The following is a 15913-nucleotide window of genomic DNA, read 5'->3' on the forward strand; positions in this document are numbered from 1 at the left end:
TGGCAGTCGTCAGCCGATCCACCACAGAGCGGAGGACTCAGAGCATGGCCGGCGCGATGCGCAAGATGGCGGTCTACCTCGGCCTCGTGGAGGACGATGGGTACGACGGCCGAGGATTCGACCCCGACGACGACTTCGAGCCCGAACTGGACCCGGAGCCGGAGCGGGATCACCGACGGCACGAATCTTCACACCAGTCGCACAGTGCACATCAGTCCCAAAGGGACGAAGAGGTGCGAATCGTGCAACCGCCCGCGCCACGCGAGCCGGTGGCCCGTTCGACTTCGCTCGCCGCGGAATCCGGACGTCCGGCGCGCATCGCGCCCGTGGCATCCATCACACAAGAACGTCAGTCCCTGGAGAAGAACGCACCGGTGATCATGCCCAAGGTCGTGTCGGAACGAGAGCCGTACCGGATCACCACACTTCACCCCCGGACCTACAACGAGGCCCGTACCATCGGGGAACACTTCCGTGAGGGCACCCCGGTGATCATGAATCTGACTGAGATGGATGACACAGACGCGAAGCGACTTGTCGACTTTGCGGCCGGTTTGGTGTTTGGTCTTCACGGCAGCATCGAGCGGGTGACGCAGAAGGTGTTCCTGTTGTCTCCTGCTAACGTCGATGTCACGGCGGAGGACAAGGCCCGCATCGCAGAGGGCGGGTTCTTCAACCAGAGCTGAGACGCACAACCGGATCGACGTTCGGAAGAGCACGGACAGGGGAGAGGGAAGCGCAGGCCATGAGCGTGTTCATCACGGTGGTCCACACCGCGCTACTGGTGTTCCTCGTCGTGCTCATTTTCCGGCTCGTCATGGATTATGTGTTCCAGTTCGCCCGCTCGTGGCAACCCGGCAAGGCGATGGTGGTCGTACTGGAGGCCACCTACACTGTCACCGATCCACCGCTGAAGCTTCTGCGGCGGTTCATCCCGCCGCTGCGTCTCGGGGGCGTGGCGCTCGACCTGTCCTTCTTCGTACTGATGATCATCGTCTACATCCTCCTCTCCATCACGGGGAGCTTCATGTGATGAGTGTGGACGATACGGTCTTGCCGACTGCCGATGACTACGTTGAGGTGAAGAGATGCCGTTGACCCCCGAGGACGTGCGGAACAAGCAGTTCACGACCGTCCGCCTCCGAGAAGGCTATGACGAGGACGAGGTCGATGCCTTCCTCGACGAGGTCGAAGCCGAACTGACCCGTCTGCTCCGCGAGAACGAGGACCTGCGCGCCAAGCTGGCCGCGGCGACCCGTGCGGCCGCGCAGAACCAGCAGAACATGCGCAAGGGTCCGCCGGAGCAGGACCAGCAGCAGCATCCGCAGCAGCAGGGCATGCGAGGACCCGGCGCGCCGGTGCCCGCCGGCATATCGGGCCCGCCGCAGCAGCAGATGGGTGGCCCCATGGGTGGCCCGCCCCAGCTGCCGAGCGGCGCCCCGCAGCTGCCCGCCGGTCCCGGCGGTCAGGGCGGCCCCCAGGGTCCCGGTCCGATGGGCCAGGGTCCGATGGGCCAGGGCCCCATGGGTCAGGGCCCCATGGGTCAAGGCCCGATGGGTCAGGGCCCGATGGGCGGACAGCCGCCCATGCAGCAGCAGATGGGCATGGGCGGTCCCATGGGTGGACCCGGCATGCCCGGTCAGGGCCCTGGTGGCGACAGCGCCGCCCGAGTCCTCTCGCTGGCCCAGCAGACCGCCGACCAGGCGATCGCCGAGGCCCGCTCCGAGGCCAACAAGATCGTCGGCGAGGCCCGCAGCCGCGCCGAGGGTCTGGAGCGTGACGCCCGTGCCAAGGCCGACGCCCTGGAGCGGGACGCGCAGGAGAAGCACCGCGTCGCGATGGGCTCCCTGGAGTCCGCCCGCGCCACGCTGGAGCGCAAGGTCGAGGACCTGCGTGGCTTCGAACGCGAGTACCGCACGCGGCTCAAGTCGTACCTCGAGTCCCAGCTGCGCCAGCTGGAGACCCAGGCCGACGACTCGCTCGCTCCGCCGCGCACCCCGGCCACCGCGTCTCTGCCGCCGTCCCCGGCGCCCTCCATGGCCCCGGCCGGTGCCAGCGCCCCGTCCTACGGCGGCAACCAGACGATGGGCGGCAACCCCGCTCCGTCCGCCCCGTCCTACGGCGGCCAGCAGCAGATGACCCCGGCCATGACGCAGCCCATGGCCCCGGTCCGGCCGCAGGGCCCGTCCCCGATGGGCCAGGCACCCTCGCCGATGCGCGGGTTCCTGATCGACGAGGACGACAACTGAGCACCGGGCACTAGTACGACAACGGCGTCGGCAGCGCTCAATAGGGCGGGCCCCCTGGACTTCGGTCCCGGGGGCCCGCCCTATTTACGCGGGTTGAGTGACGAAACTCAGGGGCACGAGGAGTCTCGCACAGTAACTGGACTGACCGGCACCTATGAAAATGGACTGACCGGCACCTATGAAGGCGGCCCGGCCTCCTCACCGGAGACCGGGCCCTTCTCAAACCGCTCGGCGCTTATGCCTTCCGCAGCCGGAAGGTGAGAGACAGCCCCTCATCGGTGAACGGCTCACCAAAGCTGTCGTCGCCCTCACCCTGCTGGAAGTCGGTGGCCAAAACCTCGTCGGCGATCAACTCACTGTGCTCAGCCAGCGCGGCGACCACCGCCGGGTCGGTCGACATCCAGCGCAGAGCGATCCGGTCGGCCACATCCAGCCCGCTGTTCTTACGGGCCTCCTGGATCAGCCGGATCGCGTCACGGGCCAGGCCCGCCTGCCGCAGCTCCTCGGTGATCTCCAGGTCCAGGGCGACGGTGGCACCCGAGTCGGAGGCCACCGACCAGCCCTCGCGCGGGGTCTCGGTGATGATCACCTCGTCCGGGGCGAGCGTGACCGTCTCACCGTCGACCTCCACCGACGCCGTGCCCTCGCGCAGCGCCAGCGACAGCACGGCCGCGTCGGCGGTCGCGATCGCCTTCGCCACGTCCTGGACCCGCTTGCCGAACCGCTTGCCCAGCGCACGGAAGTTGGCCTTGGCGGTGGTGTCCACCAGGCTGCCGCCCACCTCGGACAGCGAGGCCAGCGAGGAGACGTTCAGCTCCTCGGTGATCTGGGTGTGCAGCTCCGGGTCCAGGGACTCGAAGCCGGTCGCGGCGATCAGCGCGCGAGACAGCGGCTGACGCGTCTTGACGCCGGACTCCGCGCGCGTGGCCCGGCCCAGCTCCACCAGGCGGCGGACCAGAACCATCTGCTTCGACAGCTCCGGGTCGATCGCCGACAGGTCCGCCTCCGGCCAGGCCGCCAGGTGCACGGACTCCGGGGCGCCCGGGGTCACCGGCGCGACCAGGTCCTGCCAGACCCGCTCGGTGATGAACGGGACGATCGGCGCCATCAGCTTCGTGACCGTCTCCAGCACCTCGTGCAGCGTGCGCAGCGCGGCCTTGTCGCCCTGCCAGAAGCGGCGGCGCGAGCGACGGACGTACCAGTTGGACAGGTCGTCGACGAACGCGGACAGCAGCTTGCCGGCGCGCTGGGTGTCGTACGCCTCCAGCGCCTGGGTCACCTGGTCGGTGAGGGCGTGCAGTTCGGACAGCAGCCAGCGGTCGATCAGCGGGCGCTCGGCCGGGGCCGGGTCCGCCGCACTGGGCGCCCACGCGGACGTACGGGCGTACAGCGCCTGGAAGGCGACCGTGTTCCAGTAGGTCAGCAGGGTCTTGCGGACGACCTCCTGGATGGTGCCGTGGCCGACCCGGCGGGCCGCCCACGGGGAGCCGCCGGCCGCCATGAACCAGCGCACCGCGTCGGCGCCGTTGGCGTCCATGAGCGGGATCGGCTGCAGGATGTTGCCCAGGTGCTTGGACATCTTGCGGCCGTCCTCGGCGAGGATGTGGCCCAGGCAGACGACGTTCTCGTACGACGACTTGTCGAAGACGAGGGTGCCGACGGCCATCAGCGTGTAGAACCAGCCGCGGGTCTGGTCGATCGCCTCGGAGATGAACTGCGCCGGGTACCGGCTCTCGAACAGCTCCTTGTTCTTGTACGGGTAGCCCCACTGCGCGAACGGCATCGAGCCCGAGTCGTACCAGGCGTCGATGACCTCCGGCACGCGCGTGGCCGTCTTTCCGCAGCCCTCCTGGGGGCAGTCGAAGGTGACCTCGTCGATGTACGGGCGGTGCGGGTCGAGGTTCGACTGGGCGGCGCCGGACAGCTCGGTCAGCTCGGCGCGGGAGCCCACGCAGGTGAGGTGGTCGTCCTCGCAGCGCCAGACCGGCAGCGGGGTGCCCCAGTAGCGGTTGCGGGACAGCGCCCAGTCGATGTTGTTGTTCAGCCAGTCGCCGTACCGGCCGTGCTTGACCGTCTCGGGGTACCAGTTGGTCTTCTCGTTCTCCTGGACGAGGCGGTCCTTGATCGCCGTCGTGCGGATGTACCAGGACGGCTGTGCGTAGTAGAGCAGCGCGGTGTGGCAGCGCCAGCAGTGCGGGTAGCTGTGCTCGTACGGGATGTGCTTGAAGAGCAGACCGCGCTGCTGGAGGTCCTCGGTGAGCTTTTCGTCCGCCTTCTTGAAGAAGACGCCGCCCACCAGCGGGACGTCCTCCTCGAAGGTGCCGTCCGGGCGGACCGGGTTGACCACGGGCAGGCCGTACGCGCGGCAGACCTTGAGGTCGTCCTCACCGAAGGCGGGGGACTGGTGCACCAGACCCGTACCGTCCTCGGTGGTGACGTAGTCGGCGTTGACCACGTAGTGCGCCGGCTCCGGGCTGTGCCCATTGGTTCCCTCGCCGACGCTCGGGAACTCGACCAGCTCGAACGGACGTTGGTACGTCCAGCGCTCCATCTCGGCGCCGGTGAAGGTCTGCCCCGTGGTCTCCCAGCCCTCGCCGAGCGCCTTGGCGACGAGCTGCTCGGCGACGACGAGCTTCTCCTCACCGTCGGTCGCGACGACATAGGTGACCTCCGGGTGCGCGGCGACCGCCGTGTTGGACACCAGGGTCCAGGGGGTCGTCGTCCACACCAGGAGTGCGGCCTCGCCGGCGAGCGGACCGGAGGTGAGCGGGAAACGGACGTACACGGACGGGTCGACGACCGTCTCGTAGCCCTGTGCCAGCTCGTGGTCGGACAGGCCGGTACCGCAGCGCGGGCACCAGGGGGCGACGCGGTGGTCCTGTACCAGCAGGCCCTTGCCGAAGATCTCCTTCAGCGACCACCAGACGGACTCCACGTACTCGGGGTCCATGGTGCGGTAGGCGTCGTCCAGGTCGACCCAGTAGCCCATGCGGGTCGTCAGCGCGGCGAAGGCGTCGGTGTGCCGGGTCACCGACTCGCGGCACTTCGCGTTGAACTCGGCGATGCCGTACGCCTCGATGTCCTGTTTGCCCGAGAAGCCCAGCTCCTTCTCGACCGCCAGCTCCACCGGCAGGCCATGGCAGTCCCAGCCGGCCTTGCGGGCCACGTGGTAGCCGCGCATGGTGCGGAAGCGGGGGAAGACGTCCTTGAAGACGCGCGCCTCGATGTGGTGGGCGCCGGGCATGCCGTTCGCGGTGGGCGGGCCCTCGTAGAACACCCACTCCGGGCGGCCCTCGGACTGCTCCAGGCTCTTGGCGAAGATCTTCTGCTCGCGCCAGAAGTCGAGCACGGCGTGCTCAAGAGCGGGCAGGTCGACCTGTGCGGGCACCTGGCGGTACGTCGGCGCTGTCATCTGCGAGCATCCTCCAACGGACTTGCTGCCTTCCGTCGGAGGGACGAGAGCCTTCGATCCTGTCTACGCCGTGTGCGGCGCGCTCCCGCGGTACCACCCTCCTTGGCCCTCCGTCGCGCCGTACACGCCGGTGAGCCCCCTCATTGGGGTCGCGAAGCCGGTTCTACTCGCCGCAGCACTCTGGCTGCGGCTTTCTTCCGGCGGCTCCGGGGTGATCTTCACGCCGCGCTCACCCCCGGGCTCACACCGTCCCCGGGTCGCTCTGGGCTGCGTACGCCGCTACTCGTCCCCATCCACGCTTCTCGCTCCGCCCAGTGTACGGCGCCCCGCGGACAGCGGCTGACCGGTTTTCCGCGCGGTACGGCCGTGGGCGGCGTGACCGGCCCGGATGACCCGAATGGCGCGAGGCGGGCGCTCGGGTCCGGGGAGGCCAGGCCGGTCGGATTACCCGCCGGGGAGCTGGGCACAACGGATGCAGGCCCGTTGCGTGGGGGTGAGGGCGGGCGAATCGGGCGGTGTGCCCCGTTGCCGCGGGACTCAAGTCGATTTATCGTCCCAGCACGATTCGCGAACAAGATCACAATATGTGAAGGGGTCGCGGCCATGGTGGCGAAAAAGACCGCCGTACAGCAGCCGGCGACCGGCCGGCGCAGGGGCGCGGCCGCCTCCGGTGCAGCGGCTGCGCCTGTTGGCGAGGCCAAGGCAGTGGCCGGCAAGAAGAGGGCGACCGGGGGGAGGGGCGCGGAGCCGGCCGCGAAGAAGCCGGCGCGGAAAGAAGCGGCCGTGAAGGAGCCCGCCGCCGGGAAGACGACCGCGAAGACGGCCGCCGCCGGAAAGACGACCGGAAAGACGGCCGGGAAGAAGGCCGCGGCGAAGGAGACGGCCGCAAGGAAGACGGCTGTCAAGGAGATGGCTGCCGAGAAGGCCGCGGCGAAGAAGAACGAGGTCAGGAAGGCCGAGGCCAAAAAGACTGCGGCCAGGAAGGCCGAGGCCGAGGAGACGGCCGCCAAGGCCACCAAGAAGACCGCCGCCACGAAGTCCGGGACGAAGGAGACGGTGGCCGAGAAGGCGGCGGTGAAGGAAATGGCCGGAGAGAGGGCGGCCGCCGACAAGACCGGTGGCAGGAAGGCCGGCGCCAGGAAGGCGGCTTCCGAGGAGGCACCGGGCAAGGGGACCGCGGCCAAGAAGACCACAGCAAAGACGGCCGTTGCCGAGAAGGCGCCGGCCACGGAGGCCGTCGGCAAGCAGGCCGTCGGCAACAAGACCGTTGGCAAGAAGGCCGCCGGGAAGAAGGCGGCGGTGAAAGGGGTGGCGGAGGCGGAGGAGACGGCCGTCAGGAAGCCGGCGGCGAAGAAGGCCGGCGGCAGGAAGGCGGCCGCCGAGGGCGTCTCCACGGAGACGGCCGATGCGAGCACGGCCAAGAAAGCGGGCGCGGCGCGGGCCGCGAAGCAGACGGGAGCCACGACAGTGGTTGCGAAGAAGACTCCTGGCACGGCCACGGCGGAGAGCGCCGTTCCCAAGGCGCGGGTCGCCGCCGCGGAACCCGGCGAGCTGGCGGTGCGCCCCGGCGAGGACCCCTGGACCTCGGAAGAGGTCGCCGAGGCCCGCGCCGGACTGCTGTCCGAGGTGGAGCGGCTGCGCGCCGAGATCAGCAACTCCGAGGCTTCCCTGGTGGGCCTGATGCGGGACTCCGGGGACGGCGCGGGAGACGACCAGGCCGACACCGGAACCAAGAACATCGCGCGTGAGCACGAGATGGCGCTGGCCGCCAACGCGCGCGACATGCTGGTCCAGAACGAGCACGCCCTGGAGCGGCTGGACGCGGGCACCTACGGCCTCTGCGAGAACTGCGGCAACCCCATCGGCAAGGCCCGGATGCAGGCCTTCCCCAGGGCCACGCTGTGCGTCGAGTGCAAGCAGAAGCAGGAACGCCGCTCCTGAGCGTGCCGGGCCGTGCCGTAGTCTCGTCCTCAGTCAGGCACCTAGGTTGAGGGACTCACGTGGCAGAGGCGGAGCGCATCATCGGTACGCCGGACACCCCGAACGACAGCGGCGAGCAGCCGGCGGCAGGCGCGTCCGCCGGTTCCGGTGCGTCCGCCGCGCCCGGTGTGTCCGGAGCGGGCGAGCGACAGGCCCCGGCGGACGTGCGGGGCCCCCGCGGGCGCCGGATCGCTCTGCTGTTCGCGGTGGCCGCGTTCGCGTACGCCCTCGACCTGATCAGCAAGACGATCGTGGTCGCCAAGCTGGAGGGCCATGCGCCGATCAAGGTCATCGGGGACTGGCTGGAGCTGAACGCCATCCGCAACCCGGGCGCGGCCTTCGGCTTCGGCGCGGCCTTCACGATCATCTTCACCCTGATCGCCGCGGCCGTGATCGTGGTGATCATGCGCCTGGCCCGCAAGCTCTACAGCTACCCGTGGGCCATCGCGCTCGGCCTGCTGCTCGGCGGCGCCCTCGGCAACCTCACCGACCGGATCTTCCGCTCACCGGGCGTCTTCGAGGGCAAGGTCGTGGACTTCATCGCGCCCAAGGGCTTCGCTGTGTTCAACCTCGCGGACTCGGCGATCGTGTGCGGCGGCATCCTGATCGTGCTGCTCTCCTTCCGGGGCCTTGACCCGGACGGCACGGTCCACAAGGACTGAGGCCGCGGCACGGTCCGCAAGGACCGGCGCCAGAGTTCTCGACAGCCGGTTTTCCACAGGCTCGTTCGGGCCGGTTCCACCCGTCCGGCATACTCGACGGGTGAGCACGATTCCCGAGATCCGTACCCTGCCCGTGCCCGACGGCCTGGAGGGCGAGCGCGTCGACGCCGCCATCTCCCGCATGTTCGGCTTCTCCCGCACGAAGGCGGCCGAGCTGGCCGCGGCCGGCAAGGTGCAGGTCGACGGCACGGTGGTCGGCAAGTCCGAGCGCGTGAGCGGCGGCGCCTGGCTCGAGGTCGAGATGCCGCAGGCGCCCGCGCCCGTGCAGGTGGTCGCCGAGCCGGTCGAGGGCATGGAGATCGTGCACGACGACGAGGACGTGGTCGTGATCGTCAAGCCGGTCGGCGTGGCCGCTCACCCGTCGCCGGGCTGGAGCGGCCCCACCGTCATCGGCGGCCTCGCCGCCGCCGGGTACCGGATCTCCACCTCCGGCGCCGCCGAGCGCCAGGGCATCGTGCACCGCCTGGACGTCGGCACCTCGGGCCTCATGGTCGTCGCGAAGTCGGAGCGGGCGTACACGTCGCTCAAGCGCCAGTTCAAGGAGCGCACGGTCGACAAGCGCTACCACACCCTCGTCCAGGGCCACCCGGATCCGACGAGCGGCACGATCGACGCACCGATCGGCCGCCACCCGAACCACGACTACAAGTGGGCGGTCACGGCCGACGGCAAGCCCTCCGTGACGCACTACGACCTCATCGAGGCGTTCCGCGCCGCCTCCCTGCTGGACGTGAAGCTGGAGACCGGCCGCACCCACCAGATCCGGGTGCACATGTCCGCCCACCGCCACCCCTGCGTCGGCGACCTCACCTACGGCGCCGACCCCACCCTCGCCAAGCGGCTGCGGCTGACCCGCCAGTGGCTGCACGCGGTGCGCCTCGGTTTCGAGCACCCCGGGGACGGCCAGTGGGTGGAGTTCGTGAGCGAGTACCCGGAGGACCTGCAGCAGGCCCTTGACCAGGTCCGCGAGGAGACGTACGCGTGAGCGTGCCGTACAGCGTCCGGATCGCCGAGGGCCCCGCCGACCGCGAGGCCTGCTTCGCGGTCCGCAAGGAGGTCTTCGTCCAGGAGCAGGGCGTCGCCGAGGACCTCGAGTACGACGCCTACGACGCGGTCGCCGTGCATGTCCTGGCGGTCCGCGAGGACGGAGCGCCGCTCGGCACCGGGCGGCTGCTGCACGGTGCGGTCGCGGCGGAGAAGACCGGTGGGGACGCGTCGGTGGGCTCCCTGGGCCGGCTCGCCGTCTCCCGCGAGGCCCGCGGGCTGGGCGTCGGCGTGGCTCTGGTCCGAGCCATCGAGGACGCGGCACGTGCGCGTGGTCTCACCGCAGTGGACCTGCACGCCCAGACCCACGCCCTGGGCTTCTACGAGCGCCTCGGCTACGCGCCGTACGGTCCGGAGTTCCCGGACGCCGGCATCCCGCACCGCGCGATGCGCCGCGTCCTGTAGGCGGTGCCTCGCGCCTTGTCGGCGCTGCGTCGCACCTTGCGGCGGCAGGCGTTCCCGCCGGTCGGATGGCAGGCTTGAGGCCTGCTGTGTGATCGTCGAACCCCGGAGCGCCGGCCGTGGACCAGTTGGCCCTGCTGTTCGTCCTGCTGCTCGGGGCCCTGGTGAGCGTCCCGGTGGGGGACCGGTTCGGGGTGCCGGCGCCGGTGCTGATGACGGTGTTCGGCGGGGTCCTCGCGGTGGCCGACTTCGTGCCCAATGTCGACATCCCGCCGGACCTGATCCTGCCCGGTCTGCTTCCGCCGCTGCTCTACGCCGCCGTACGGCGCACCTCCTGGCGGCAGTTCGCGGCCAACCTCCGCCCGATCTTCCTGCTGGCCGTCGCCCTGGTGTTCGTGACGACGGTGTGCGTGGCGTTCGTCGCCAACGCCATCGTGCCGGGGCTGCCGATCGCCGCCGCCATCGCGCTCGGCGCGCTGATCGCCCCGCCCGACCCGGTCGCCGCGACCAGCGTCGCCGGGCAGCTCGGGCTGCCGCGCCGTCTGGTGTCGATCCTGGAGGGCGAGGGGCTCTTCAACGACGTCACGGCCATCGTGCTGTACCACGTGGCCATCGCCGCGGCGGTGAGCGGCTCGTTCTCGGTGTGGCGGGCCGGACTCGACCTGGTGCTTTCGGCCGTCGTCGCGGTGGTCGTGGGCCTGGTGCTCGGCTGGGGTGCGAACCGGCTGATGGATCTGCTGGGCGATCCGACGCTGCAGATCGGCATGACCCTGCTCGTGCCGTACGCCTCCTACGTCCTCGCGGAGAAGCTGCACGGCTCCGGCGTGCTCGCGGTGCTCACCACGGCGCTCTTCCTCGCCGAGTACGCCACCGGCGCAGACGACGTGATGACCCGGCTGGCCGGGCACACCTTCTGGGACATCATCGACACCCTCGTCACGGGCGTCGCCTTCGGGCTGATCGGCCTCGAACTGCACAACGCCATCCGCACGGCCCAGGGGCGCTGGGGCGAGCTGCTCGGCTGGGCCGCCGCCGTAGTGGGCGTGGTGATCGTCGTACGGCTGCTGTGGCTGCTGCCCGCGACCTGGCTGACCAAGCTGCTGCACGCGCGGCAGGACTACGACGAGGAGATCCCGGTCAGCTGGCGGGAGACCGTCGTGATGTGGTGGTCCGGGATGCGCGGGGTGGCCTCGGTGGCGCTCGCGCTGGCCATCCCGCTGAAGACCGACGCCGGCTCGCCGTTTCCCGACCGGGACGAGATCGTCTTCATCGCCTTCGGGGTCATCATCGTCACCCTGGTCCTGCAGGGGCTGACGCTGCCGTGGCTGGTGAAGCGGCTCGGGGTGCGGGCCGACTCCGAGCGGGAGAAGGAGTTCGAGAAGGAGCTGGCGCTGCGGGCCGCGAAGGCGGCCAAGCGCAGACTGCGGGAGATCGAGCAGGTGGAGGACCTGCCCGAGGAACTGTCCGAGCAGATGCTGCGGCGCGCCTTCGACATCGGGATCCGCATCAGCCCCGACATGGGCGAGGAGGAGCGGCGGGAGGCGCAGCACCAGCGGGTCAAGCGGATCAAGCGGATCCGCAACATCCAGAACGAGATGCTGAGCGCGGCCCGGCACGAGGTGCTGGCGGCACGGAGCGAGCCGGGAGCCGATCCGGAGATCGTGGACCGGGTGCTCCGGCATCTCGACGTGCGCAGTCTGCGGTGACCGCTGTGGATGACGCCCCTGTGCACGGTGCCCCCTGCGGGTGAATAGTCATATAAATGTGCCCGACCTGTGGATAAATCCCGGCATCATCTGCGGTTCGCTTCTACTCTCGGATCATGACTCGCAACATCGTGATCAGTGGTGGCGGTACGGGGATCGGACTGGCGACGGCACGGGCGTTCGCGGCGGACGGGGACCGGGTGCTGTTACTCGGGCGGCGCGCCGAGGTGCTGGACAAGGCCGGGGTGCCGGGGGCGCTGACCCACGCGGCGGACCTCTCCGAGCCCGAGCAGGTGCGCGGGGTGGCCCGGTTCGTCGCCGCGGAGCTGGGCACCGTCGACGTCCTGGTGCACGGTGCCGGCGGCGCCGGGTATCTGGAGCCCTCATCCGAGAGCGAAGACCCGCTGGACCGGGTGGCCCACAACTGGACCGTCAACTTCCGGCAGAACGTCCTGACCGCCGCGCTCCTCACCGAAGCGCTCAAGGACCGGCTCGCCGAGCCCGGCGGCCGCGTGCTCTTCCTCAGTTCCATCGCCGCCTACCGCGGTTCGGGCACCGGCGCCTACGCGGCGGCCAAGGCGGGGCTGCATCCGTACGCGCACGACCTGGCCCGCGAGTTGGGCCCGCGCGGCATCACCGTGAACGTGGTCGCGCCGGGGTACATCGAGGACACCGAGTTCTTCGGCGACACCATGGACGAGGCCCGGCGGGCGCGGCTCATCGCCGACACGGTGACCGGCCGCGCCGGGATACCAGGAGACGTGGCCGCGACCCTGCACTGGCTGGCCTCGCCCGGCGCCGGGCACGTCACCTCGCAGGTGATCCAGGTCAACGGCGGAGCGGAGCGCGGAAACTGACGGACCCTGGGAGCCCATCGCCCGTACGGAGGCGGGCGGGCGTCGTAGGCCGACCGGGTCAGCGTGATCGGCGGCGCGGCAGCCCCCACAGCGGTGTGTCGCCGGGGACGGCGGCTCCGGCGGCGTCGCACCGGCCGGCAGGCTGGCACCATGGCCTCATGAACATCATGCTTTTTCACTCGACCTACGGCCTGCGGCCCGCGGTGCGCGCGGCCGCGGACCGGCTGCGCGCGGCCGGCCACGAGGTGTGGACGCCGGACCTCTTCGAGGGGCGCACGTTCGACACCGTCGAGGAGGGCATGGAATTCAAGGAGCAGATCGGCAAGGAGGAGCTGCTCAAGCGGGCTGTGCTGGCGGCGGCTGCGTACTCGGACCGTGGGCTGGTGTACGCCGGGTTCTCGCTCGGCGCCTCCATCGCCCAGACCCTCGCCCTCGGCGACGCCAAGGCGCGCGGACTGCTGCTTCTGCACGGCACGTCGGACATCGCGCCGAACACGCAGGTGGACGAGTTGCCGGTGCAGCTGCATGTGGCCGAGCCGGACCCGTTCGAGACGGACGACTGGCTGACCGCCTGGTATCTGCAGATGGGCCGGGCGGGCGCCGATGTGGAGGTCTACCGGTACGCCGGCGCCGGGCACCTGTACACCGACCCCGAGCTGCCGGACTATGACGCCGAGGCCGCCGAGGCCACCTGGCGGGTGGCGCTCGGCTTCCTGGACGGCCTGGAGAACGCGTAGGGACGTCGGCTAGACCGGGTCGTAGGTCCGCTCGACCTTCTGCGTGCCGCTGCGGGTGCGGTACGAGCGCTCCCACTTGGCGGTGGCGTTCGCGTCGGTGCGGTCGGACAGGACGTAGTAGTCCATCTGGGCGCGGTCGGCGGTGATGTCCAGCACGCCGTAGCCGTGCCGGTCGGTGTCCACCCAGTGGACGTGCCGGTTGGCGGCCTCGATGAGCGGCGCGGCGACCGCGGAGACCGTGCCCTCGGGGACCTTGACGATGTCGTCGAGGTTGTCGGAGGTCACCGAGGTGATCACGAACTCGGTGGCCGCCGACGGCGACAGCGGGTAGGTGCCCGCGTCCACCGGCACGTCGTTCGCCCAGGACATGTGGATGTCGCCGGTCAGGAAGACAGTGTTGCCGATGGCGTTCGACCGCAGATGGTCGAGGAGTTCACGGCGGTCGTGGGTGTAGCCGTCCCACTGGTCGGTGTTGACGCCGATGCCGCCCTGCGGCAGATCGAGCAGCTTGGCGAGCGGCTTGAGCAGATCGGCGGTGAGGGAGCCGATGACGAACGGCGCGATCATCACCGAGTTGCCGACCAGCCGCCACTTGGTGTCGGAGGCCTTCAGACCCGCCTTCAGCCAGTCGAGCTGGGCGCGGCCGGTCATCGTCCGGTTCGGGTCGTCCACCGAGCCGCTGCCGGCGGACGCCTGCTGGGAGCGGAAGGAGCGCAGGTCCAGCAGGGACAGATCGGCGAGCTTGCCGAAGCGCAGCCGCCGGTAGGTGGTGCCCTCGATGGCGGGCCGGACCGGCATCCACTCGAAGTAGGCCTGCTTGGCGGCCGCCTTGCGGGCGGTCCAGGTGCCCTCGGCGCCTTCGGTGTGGTTGACGGCGCCGCCCGACCAGGCGTTGTCGGCGAACTCGTGGTCGTCCCAGATCGCTACGACCGGCGCCTTCAGGTGCAGGGCCTGGAGGTCGGGGTCGGTCTTGTACTTGCCGTGCCGGGTCCGGTAGTCGGCAAGCGTGATGATCTCGTTGGCGGGCGCGTGCGGGCGCACGACCGTGCCGCGGGCCGCGTACTCGCCGGACTTGTACTCGTAGATGTAGTCGCCGAGGTGCAGCCACGCGTCCAGGTCGTTGCGGCTCGCGAGATGACGGTAGGCGGCGAAGTAGCCGGCCTCCCAGTTGGCGCAGGTGACGACGCCGAAGCGCAGGCCGGAAACGGACGCGTCCGCCGCCGGGGCGGTACGGGTGCGGGCCGCCGGGGAGTCGGTGCCGCCGGCCGAGAACCGGAACCAGTAGTCGGTCGCCGGCTGCAGCCCGCGGACGTCGGCCTTCACGGTGTGGTCGGATGCGGCGGTCGCCTTGACGGTGCCCTTGGCGACGATGCTGGTGAACGCCTTGTCCCTGGCGACGATCCAGCTCACCTCGGTGTCCGGGCCGAGCCCGGAGCCGGGTACGGCCTCCGGGGCCGGGGTCACCCGGGTCCACAGCAGAATGCCGTCGGGCAGCGGGTCACCGGAGGCGACACCGTGCAGAAAGGCGGGGGCCTGGCCGGCGGCGCGCGCCGGAAGGGTGGCGGCGAGCGGGGCGGCCAGCACAGCGGTCGCCGCCGCGGCCTTGACGACCGTACGGCGGCGGGGCGAGAGGGAGTTGAGGCCTTCGGGGGCCGGAAGTGATCTTTGACGACTGGTCACGACCGATCAGGTTACTGACCAGTACGGACAAAAGGGCGGGCGAACTCACAATGTTCGCCCGCTCTTCACGTGAAGGTCGGATTCCGCCGGGGCGTCAGCGCTTGAGCTCCGCGTCCACGACACGGTTGAAGTCGGCTACCGACATGGGCGGGTTGCCCTTGCTGTCGACGGTGAGCTTCTTGCCGTCCATCATCAGCGTCGGGGTTCCGGAGAAGCTGTACTTCTTGCCGTCCGCGTCGAACTTGTCGTTCATGAGAAGCGCCCACTTGTCGAACGTGCCGTTCTTGACGTCGTTCTGGAACGTCGTGTTGCCCTTGAGAGCGCTGACCGTGTCGGCCACCTTGATCAGGTACGAGTCGTCCTTGAACTTGTCGTCCTGCTCGCCCGGGTGGTACTTCGCCGAGTAGAGCGCCGACTTGTACTCGAGGAACGCCTCCGGGCTGACGTTCAGCGCGGCGCCCAGGGCGCTCAGCGCGTTCTTCGAGCCCGTGCCCGGGATGTTGTCGTCGATGAAGGTGGCCCCGACGAACTGGAACTTGAACTTGCCGTCCTCGATGTCCTGGCGCACCGTCGAGCCCACGCTCTGCTCGAACATGGAGCAGACCGGGCAGCGCGGGTCCTCGTACATCGAGAGGGTCTTCTTGGCCGTGCTCTTGCCGATGACGACGGTCGTACCGTCCGCACCGGTGGTGTTGGCCGGCTTGACCAGCTTCTGGTCCTTCACGGCCTCCCACCCGGTGGGCTTGTTCGCCTGGACGACGGCATAGCCGATACCGCCGGCCGCGGCCAGTACGGCCACGACCGAGGCGGCCACTATGACCTGCCGCCTGGCCTTGTCACGCTTGGCCTGCCGCTCGCGCTCCTGGCGCAGCCGCTCCCGGGCCGCCGTCTTCGCCGACTGGCTGTTCCGCTTGCTCATACTGGTGATCTCCGTGTGGGACGCGCACATGCCGTACGCGGAATACGTGTGGGGGACTGGATGTGCTCAGGCCTCGCCGCTCAGACGGCGGCGAGAGTGGGCGAGCACGGCGGTCCACGTCGTCCCAGGGAGTGCACGAAAAGCAGGTCGCGGGCGGCGGCCCGGCGCGGAGCCCGGGGCGGGGGCAGGCCGGCGGACCCGGGGG

13 protein-coding genes are annotated in these 15913 nt (G+C 70.1%); 10 read left to right on the forward strand and 3 right to left on the reverse strand.

The window, feature by feature from the left end; all coding sequences use genetic code 11:
* Positions 1–44 precede the first annotated feature (44 nt).
* From M878_RS80850 to M878_RS80860, 3 genes are read left to right on the forward strand one after another with little or no spacing between them, the layout of a single operon-like run.
* Positions 45–686, forward strand: coding sequence for a cell division protein SepF (locus M878_RS80850; protein ID WP_023551436.1), 642 nt, complete (start codon positions 45–47; stop codon positions 684–686).
* A 59-nt stretch (positions 687–745) separates the two neighbouring features.
* The gene (locus tag M878_RS80855) at positions 746–1033 is read left to right on the forward strand and encodes a YggT family protein (protein ID WP_023551437.1); all 288 of its coding nucleotides are present in this window, start codon (positions 746–748) and stop codon (positions 1031–1033) included.
* A 55-nt stretch (positions 1034–1088) separates the two neighbouring features.
* Positions 1089–2249, forward strand: coding sequence for a DivIVA domain-containing protein (locus M878_RS80860; protein WP_023551438.1), 1161 nt, complete (start codon positions 1089–1091; stop codon positions 2247–2249).
* A 235-nt stretch (positions 2250–2484) separates the two neighbouring features.
* Here M878_RS80860 and ileS read toward each other — a convergent pair whose 3' ends face one another.
* The gene (gene ileS, locus M878_RS80865) at positions 2485–5661 is read right to left on the reverse strand and encodes an isoleucine--tRNA ligase (RefSeq protein WP_023551439.1); all 3177 of its coding nucleotides are present in this window, start codon (positions 5659–5661) and stop codon (positions 2485–2487) included.
* Between the two features lie 783 nt (positions 5662–6444).
* Between ileS and M878_RS80870 the strand changes: the two genes are divergently transcribed.
* From M878_RS80870 to M878_RS80900, 7 genes are all read left to right on the forward strand, one after another.
* On the forward strand, positions 6445–7602 hold the full coding sequence (locus M878_RS80870) for a TraR/DksA family transcriptional regulator (protein ID WP_023551440.1): 1158 nt from the start codon (positions 6445–6447) through the stop codon (positions 7600–7602).
* 59 nt (positions 7603–7661) lie between these two features.
* A complete protein-coding gene (gene lspA / locus M878_RS80875) occupies positions 7662–8303 on the forward strand; it encodes a signal peptidase II (protein ID WP_023551441.1) in 642 nt (213 codons plus the stop codon).
* Between the two features lie 100 nt (positions 8304–8403).
* Positions 8404–9348 (forward strand): RluA family pseudouridine synthase, encoded by a 945-nt coding sequence (locus M878_RS80880; RefSeq protein WP_023551442.1) that lies wholly within the window; start codon positions 8404–8406, stop codon positions 9346–9348.
* On the forward strand, positions 9345–9812 hold the full coding sequence (locus tag M878_RS80885) for a GNAT family N-acetyltransferase (RefSeq protein ID WP_023551443.1): 468 nt from the start codon (positions 9345–9347) through the stop codon (positions 9810–9812). Before M878_RS80880 ends, M878_RS80885 begins: the two co-directional genes overlap by 4 nt.
* 116 nt (positions 9813–9928) lie before the next feature.
* Positions 9929–11515 (forward strand): Na+/H+ antiporter, encoded by a 1587-nt coding sequence (locus M878_RS80890; protein ID WP_023551444.1) that lies wholly within the window; start codon positions 9929–9931, stop codon positions 11513–11515.
* A gap of 116 nt (positions 11516–11631) precedes the next feature.
* The gene (locus M878_RS80895; protein WP_031226378.1) at positions 11632–12372 is read left to right on the forward strand and encodes an SDR family NAD(P)-dependent oxidoreductase; all 741 of its coding nucleotides are present in this window, start codon (positions 11632–11634) and stop codon (positions 12370–12372) included.
* Between the two features lie 158 nt (positions 12373–12530).
* On the forward strand, positions 12531–13109 hold the full coding sequence (locus tag M878_RS80900; protein ID WP_031226380.1) for a dienelactone hydrolase family protein: 579 nt from the start codon (positions 12531–12533) through the stop codon (positions 13107–13109).
* A 9-nt stretch (positions 13110–13118) separates the two neighbouring features.
* On the opposite strand, the gene M878_RS80905 is transcribed toward M878_RS80900, so the two are convergent.
* Together M878_RS80905 and M878_RS80910 are read right to left on the reverse strand one after the other, a co-directional pair.
* Complete coding sequence (locus M878_RS80905; RefSeq protein ID WP_031226382.1) at positions 13119–14789, reverse strand: alkaline phosphatase D family protein; 1671 nt, start codon at positions 14787–14789, stop codon at positions 13119–13121.
* A gap of 94 nt (positions 14790–14883) precedes the next feature.
* Positions 14884–15708 (reverse strand): thioredoxin domain-containing protein, encoded by an 825-nt coding sequence (locus tag M878_RS80910; RefSeq protein WP_023551448.1) that lies wholly within the window; start codon positions 15706–15708, stop codon positions 14884–14886.
* Positions 15709–15913 lie beyond the last annotated feature (205 nt).

Source organism: Streptomyces roseochromogenus subsp. oscitans DS 12.976 (assembly GCF_000497445.1).
Classification (GTDB): domain Bacteria; phylum Actinomycetota; class Actinomycetes; order Streptomycetales; family Streptomycetaceae; genus Streptomyces; species Streptomyces oscitans.

Bases quoted from the DNA above. Each gene is read 5' to 3' on its own strand.
- M878_RS80850 (WP_023551436.1), top strand. From the start codon at position 45: ATGGCCGGCGCGATGCGCAAGATGGCGGTCTACCTCGGCCTCGTGGAG.
- M878_RS80895 (WP_031226378.1), top strand. From the start codon at position 11,632: ATGACTCGCAACATCGTGATCAGTGGTGGCGGTACGGGGATCGGACTG.
- ileS (WP_023551439.1), bottom strand. From the start codon at position 5,661: ATGACAGCGCCGACGTACCGCCAGGTGCCCGCACAGGTCGACCTGCCC.
- M878_RS80910 (WP_023551448.1), bottom strand. From the start codon at position 15,708: ATGAGCAAGCGGAACAGCCAGTCGGCGAAGACGGCGGCCCGGGAGCGG.
- M878_RS80900 (WP_031226380.1), top strand. From the start codon at position 12,531: ATGAACATCATGCTTTTTCACTCGACCTACGGCCTGCGGCCCGCGGTG.
- M878_RS80860 (WP_023551438.1), top strand. From the start codon at position 1,089: ATGCCGTTGACCCCCGAGGACGTGCGGAACAAGCAGTTCACGACCGTC.
- M878_RS80855 (WP_023551437.1), top strand. From the start codon at position 746: ATGAGCGTGTTCATCACGGTGGTCCACACCGCGCTACTGGTGTTCCTC.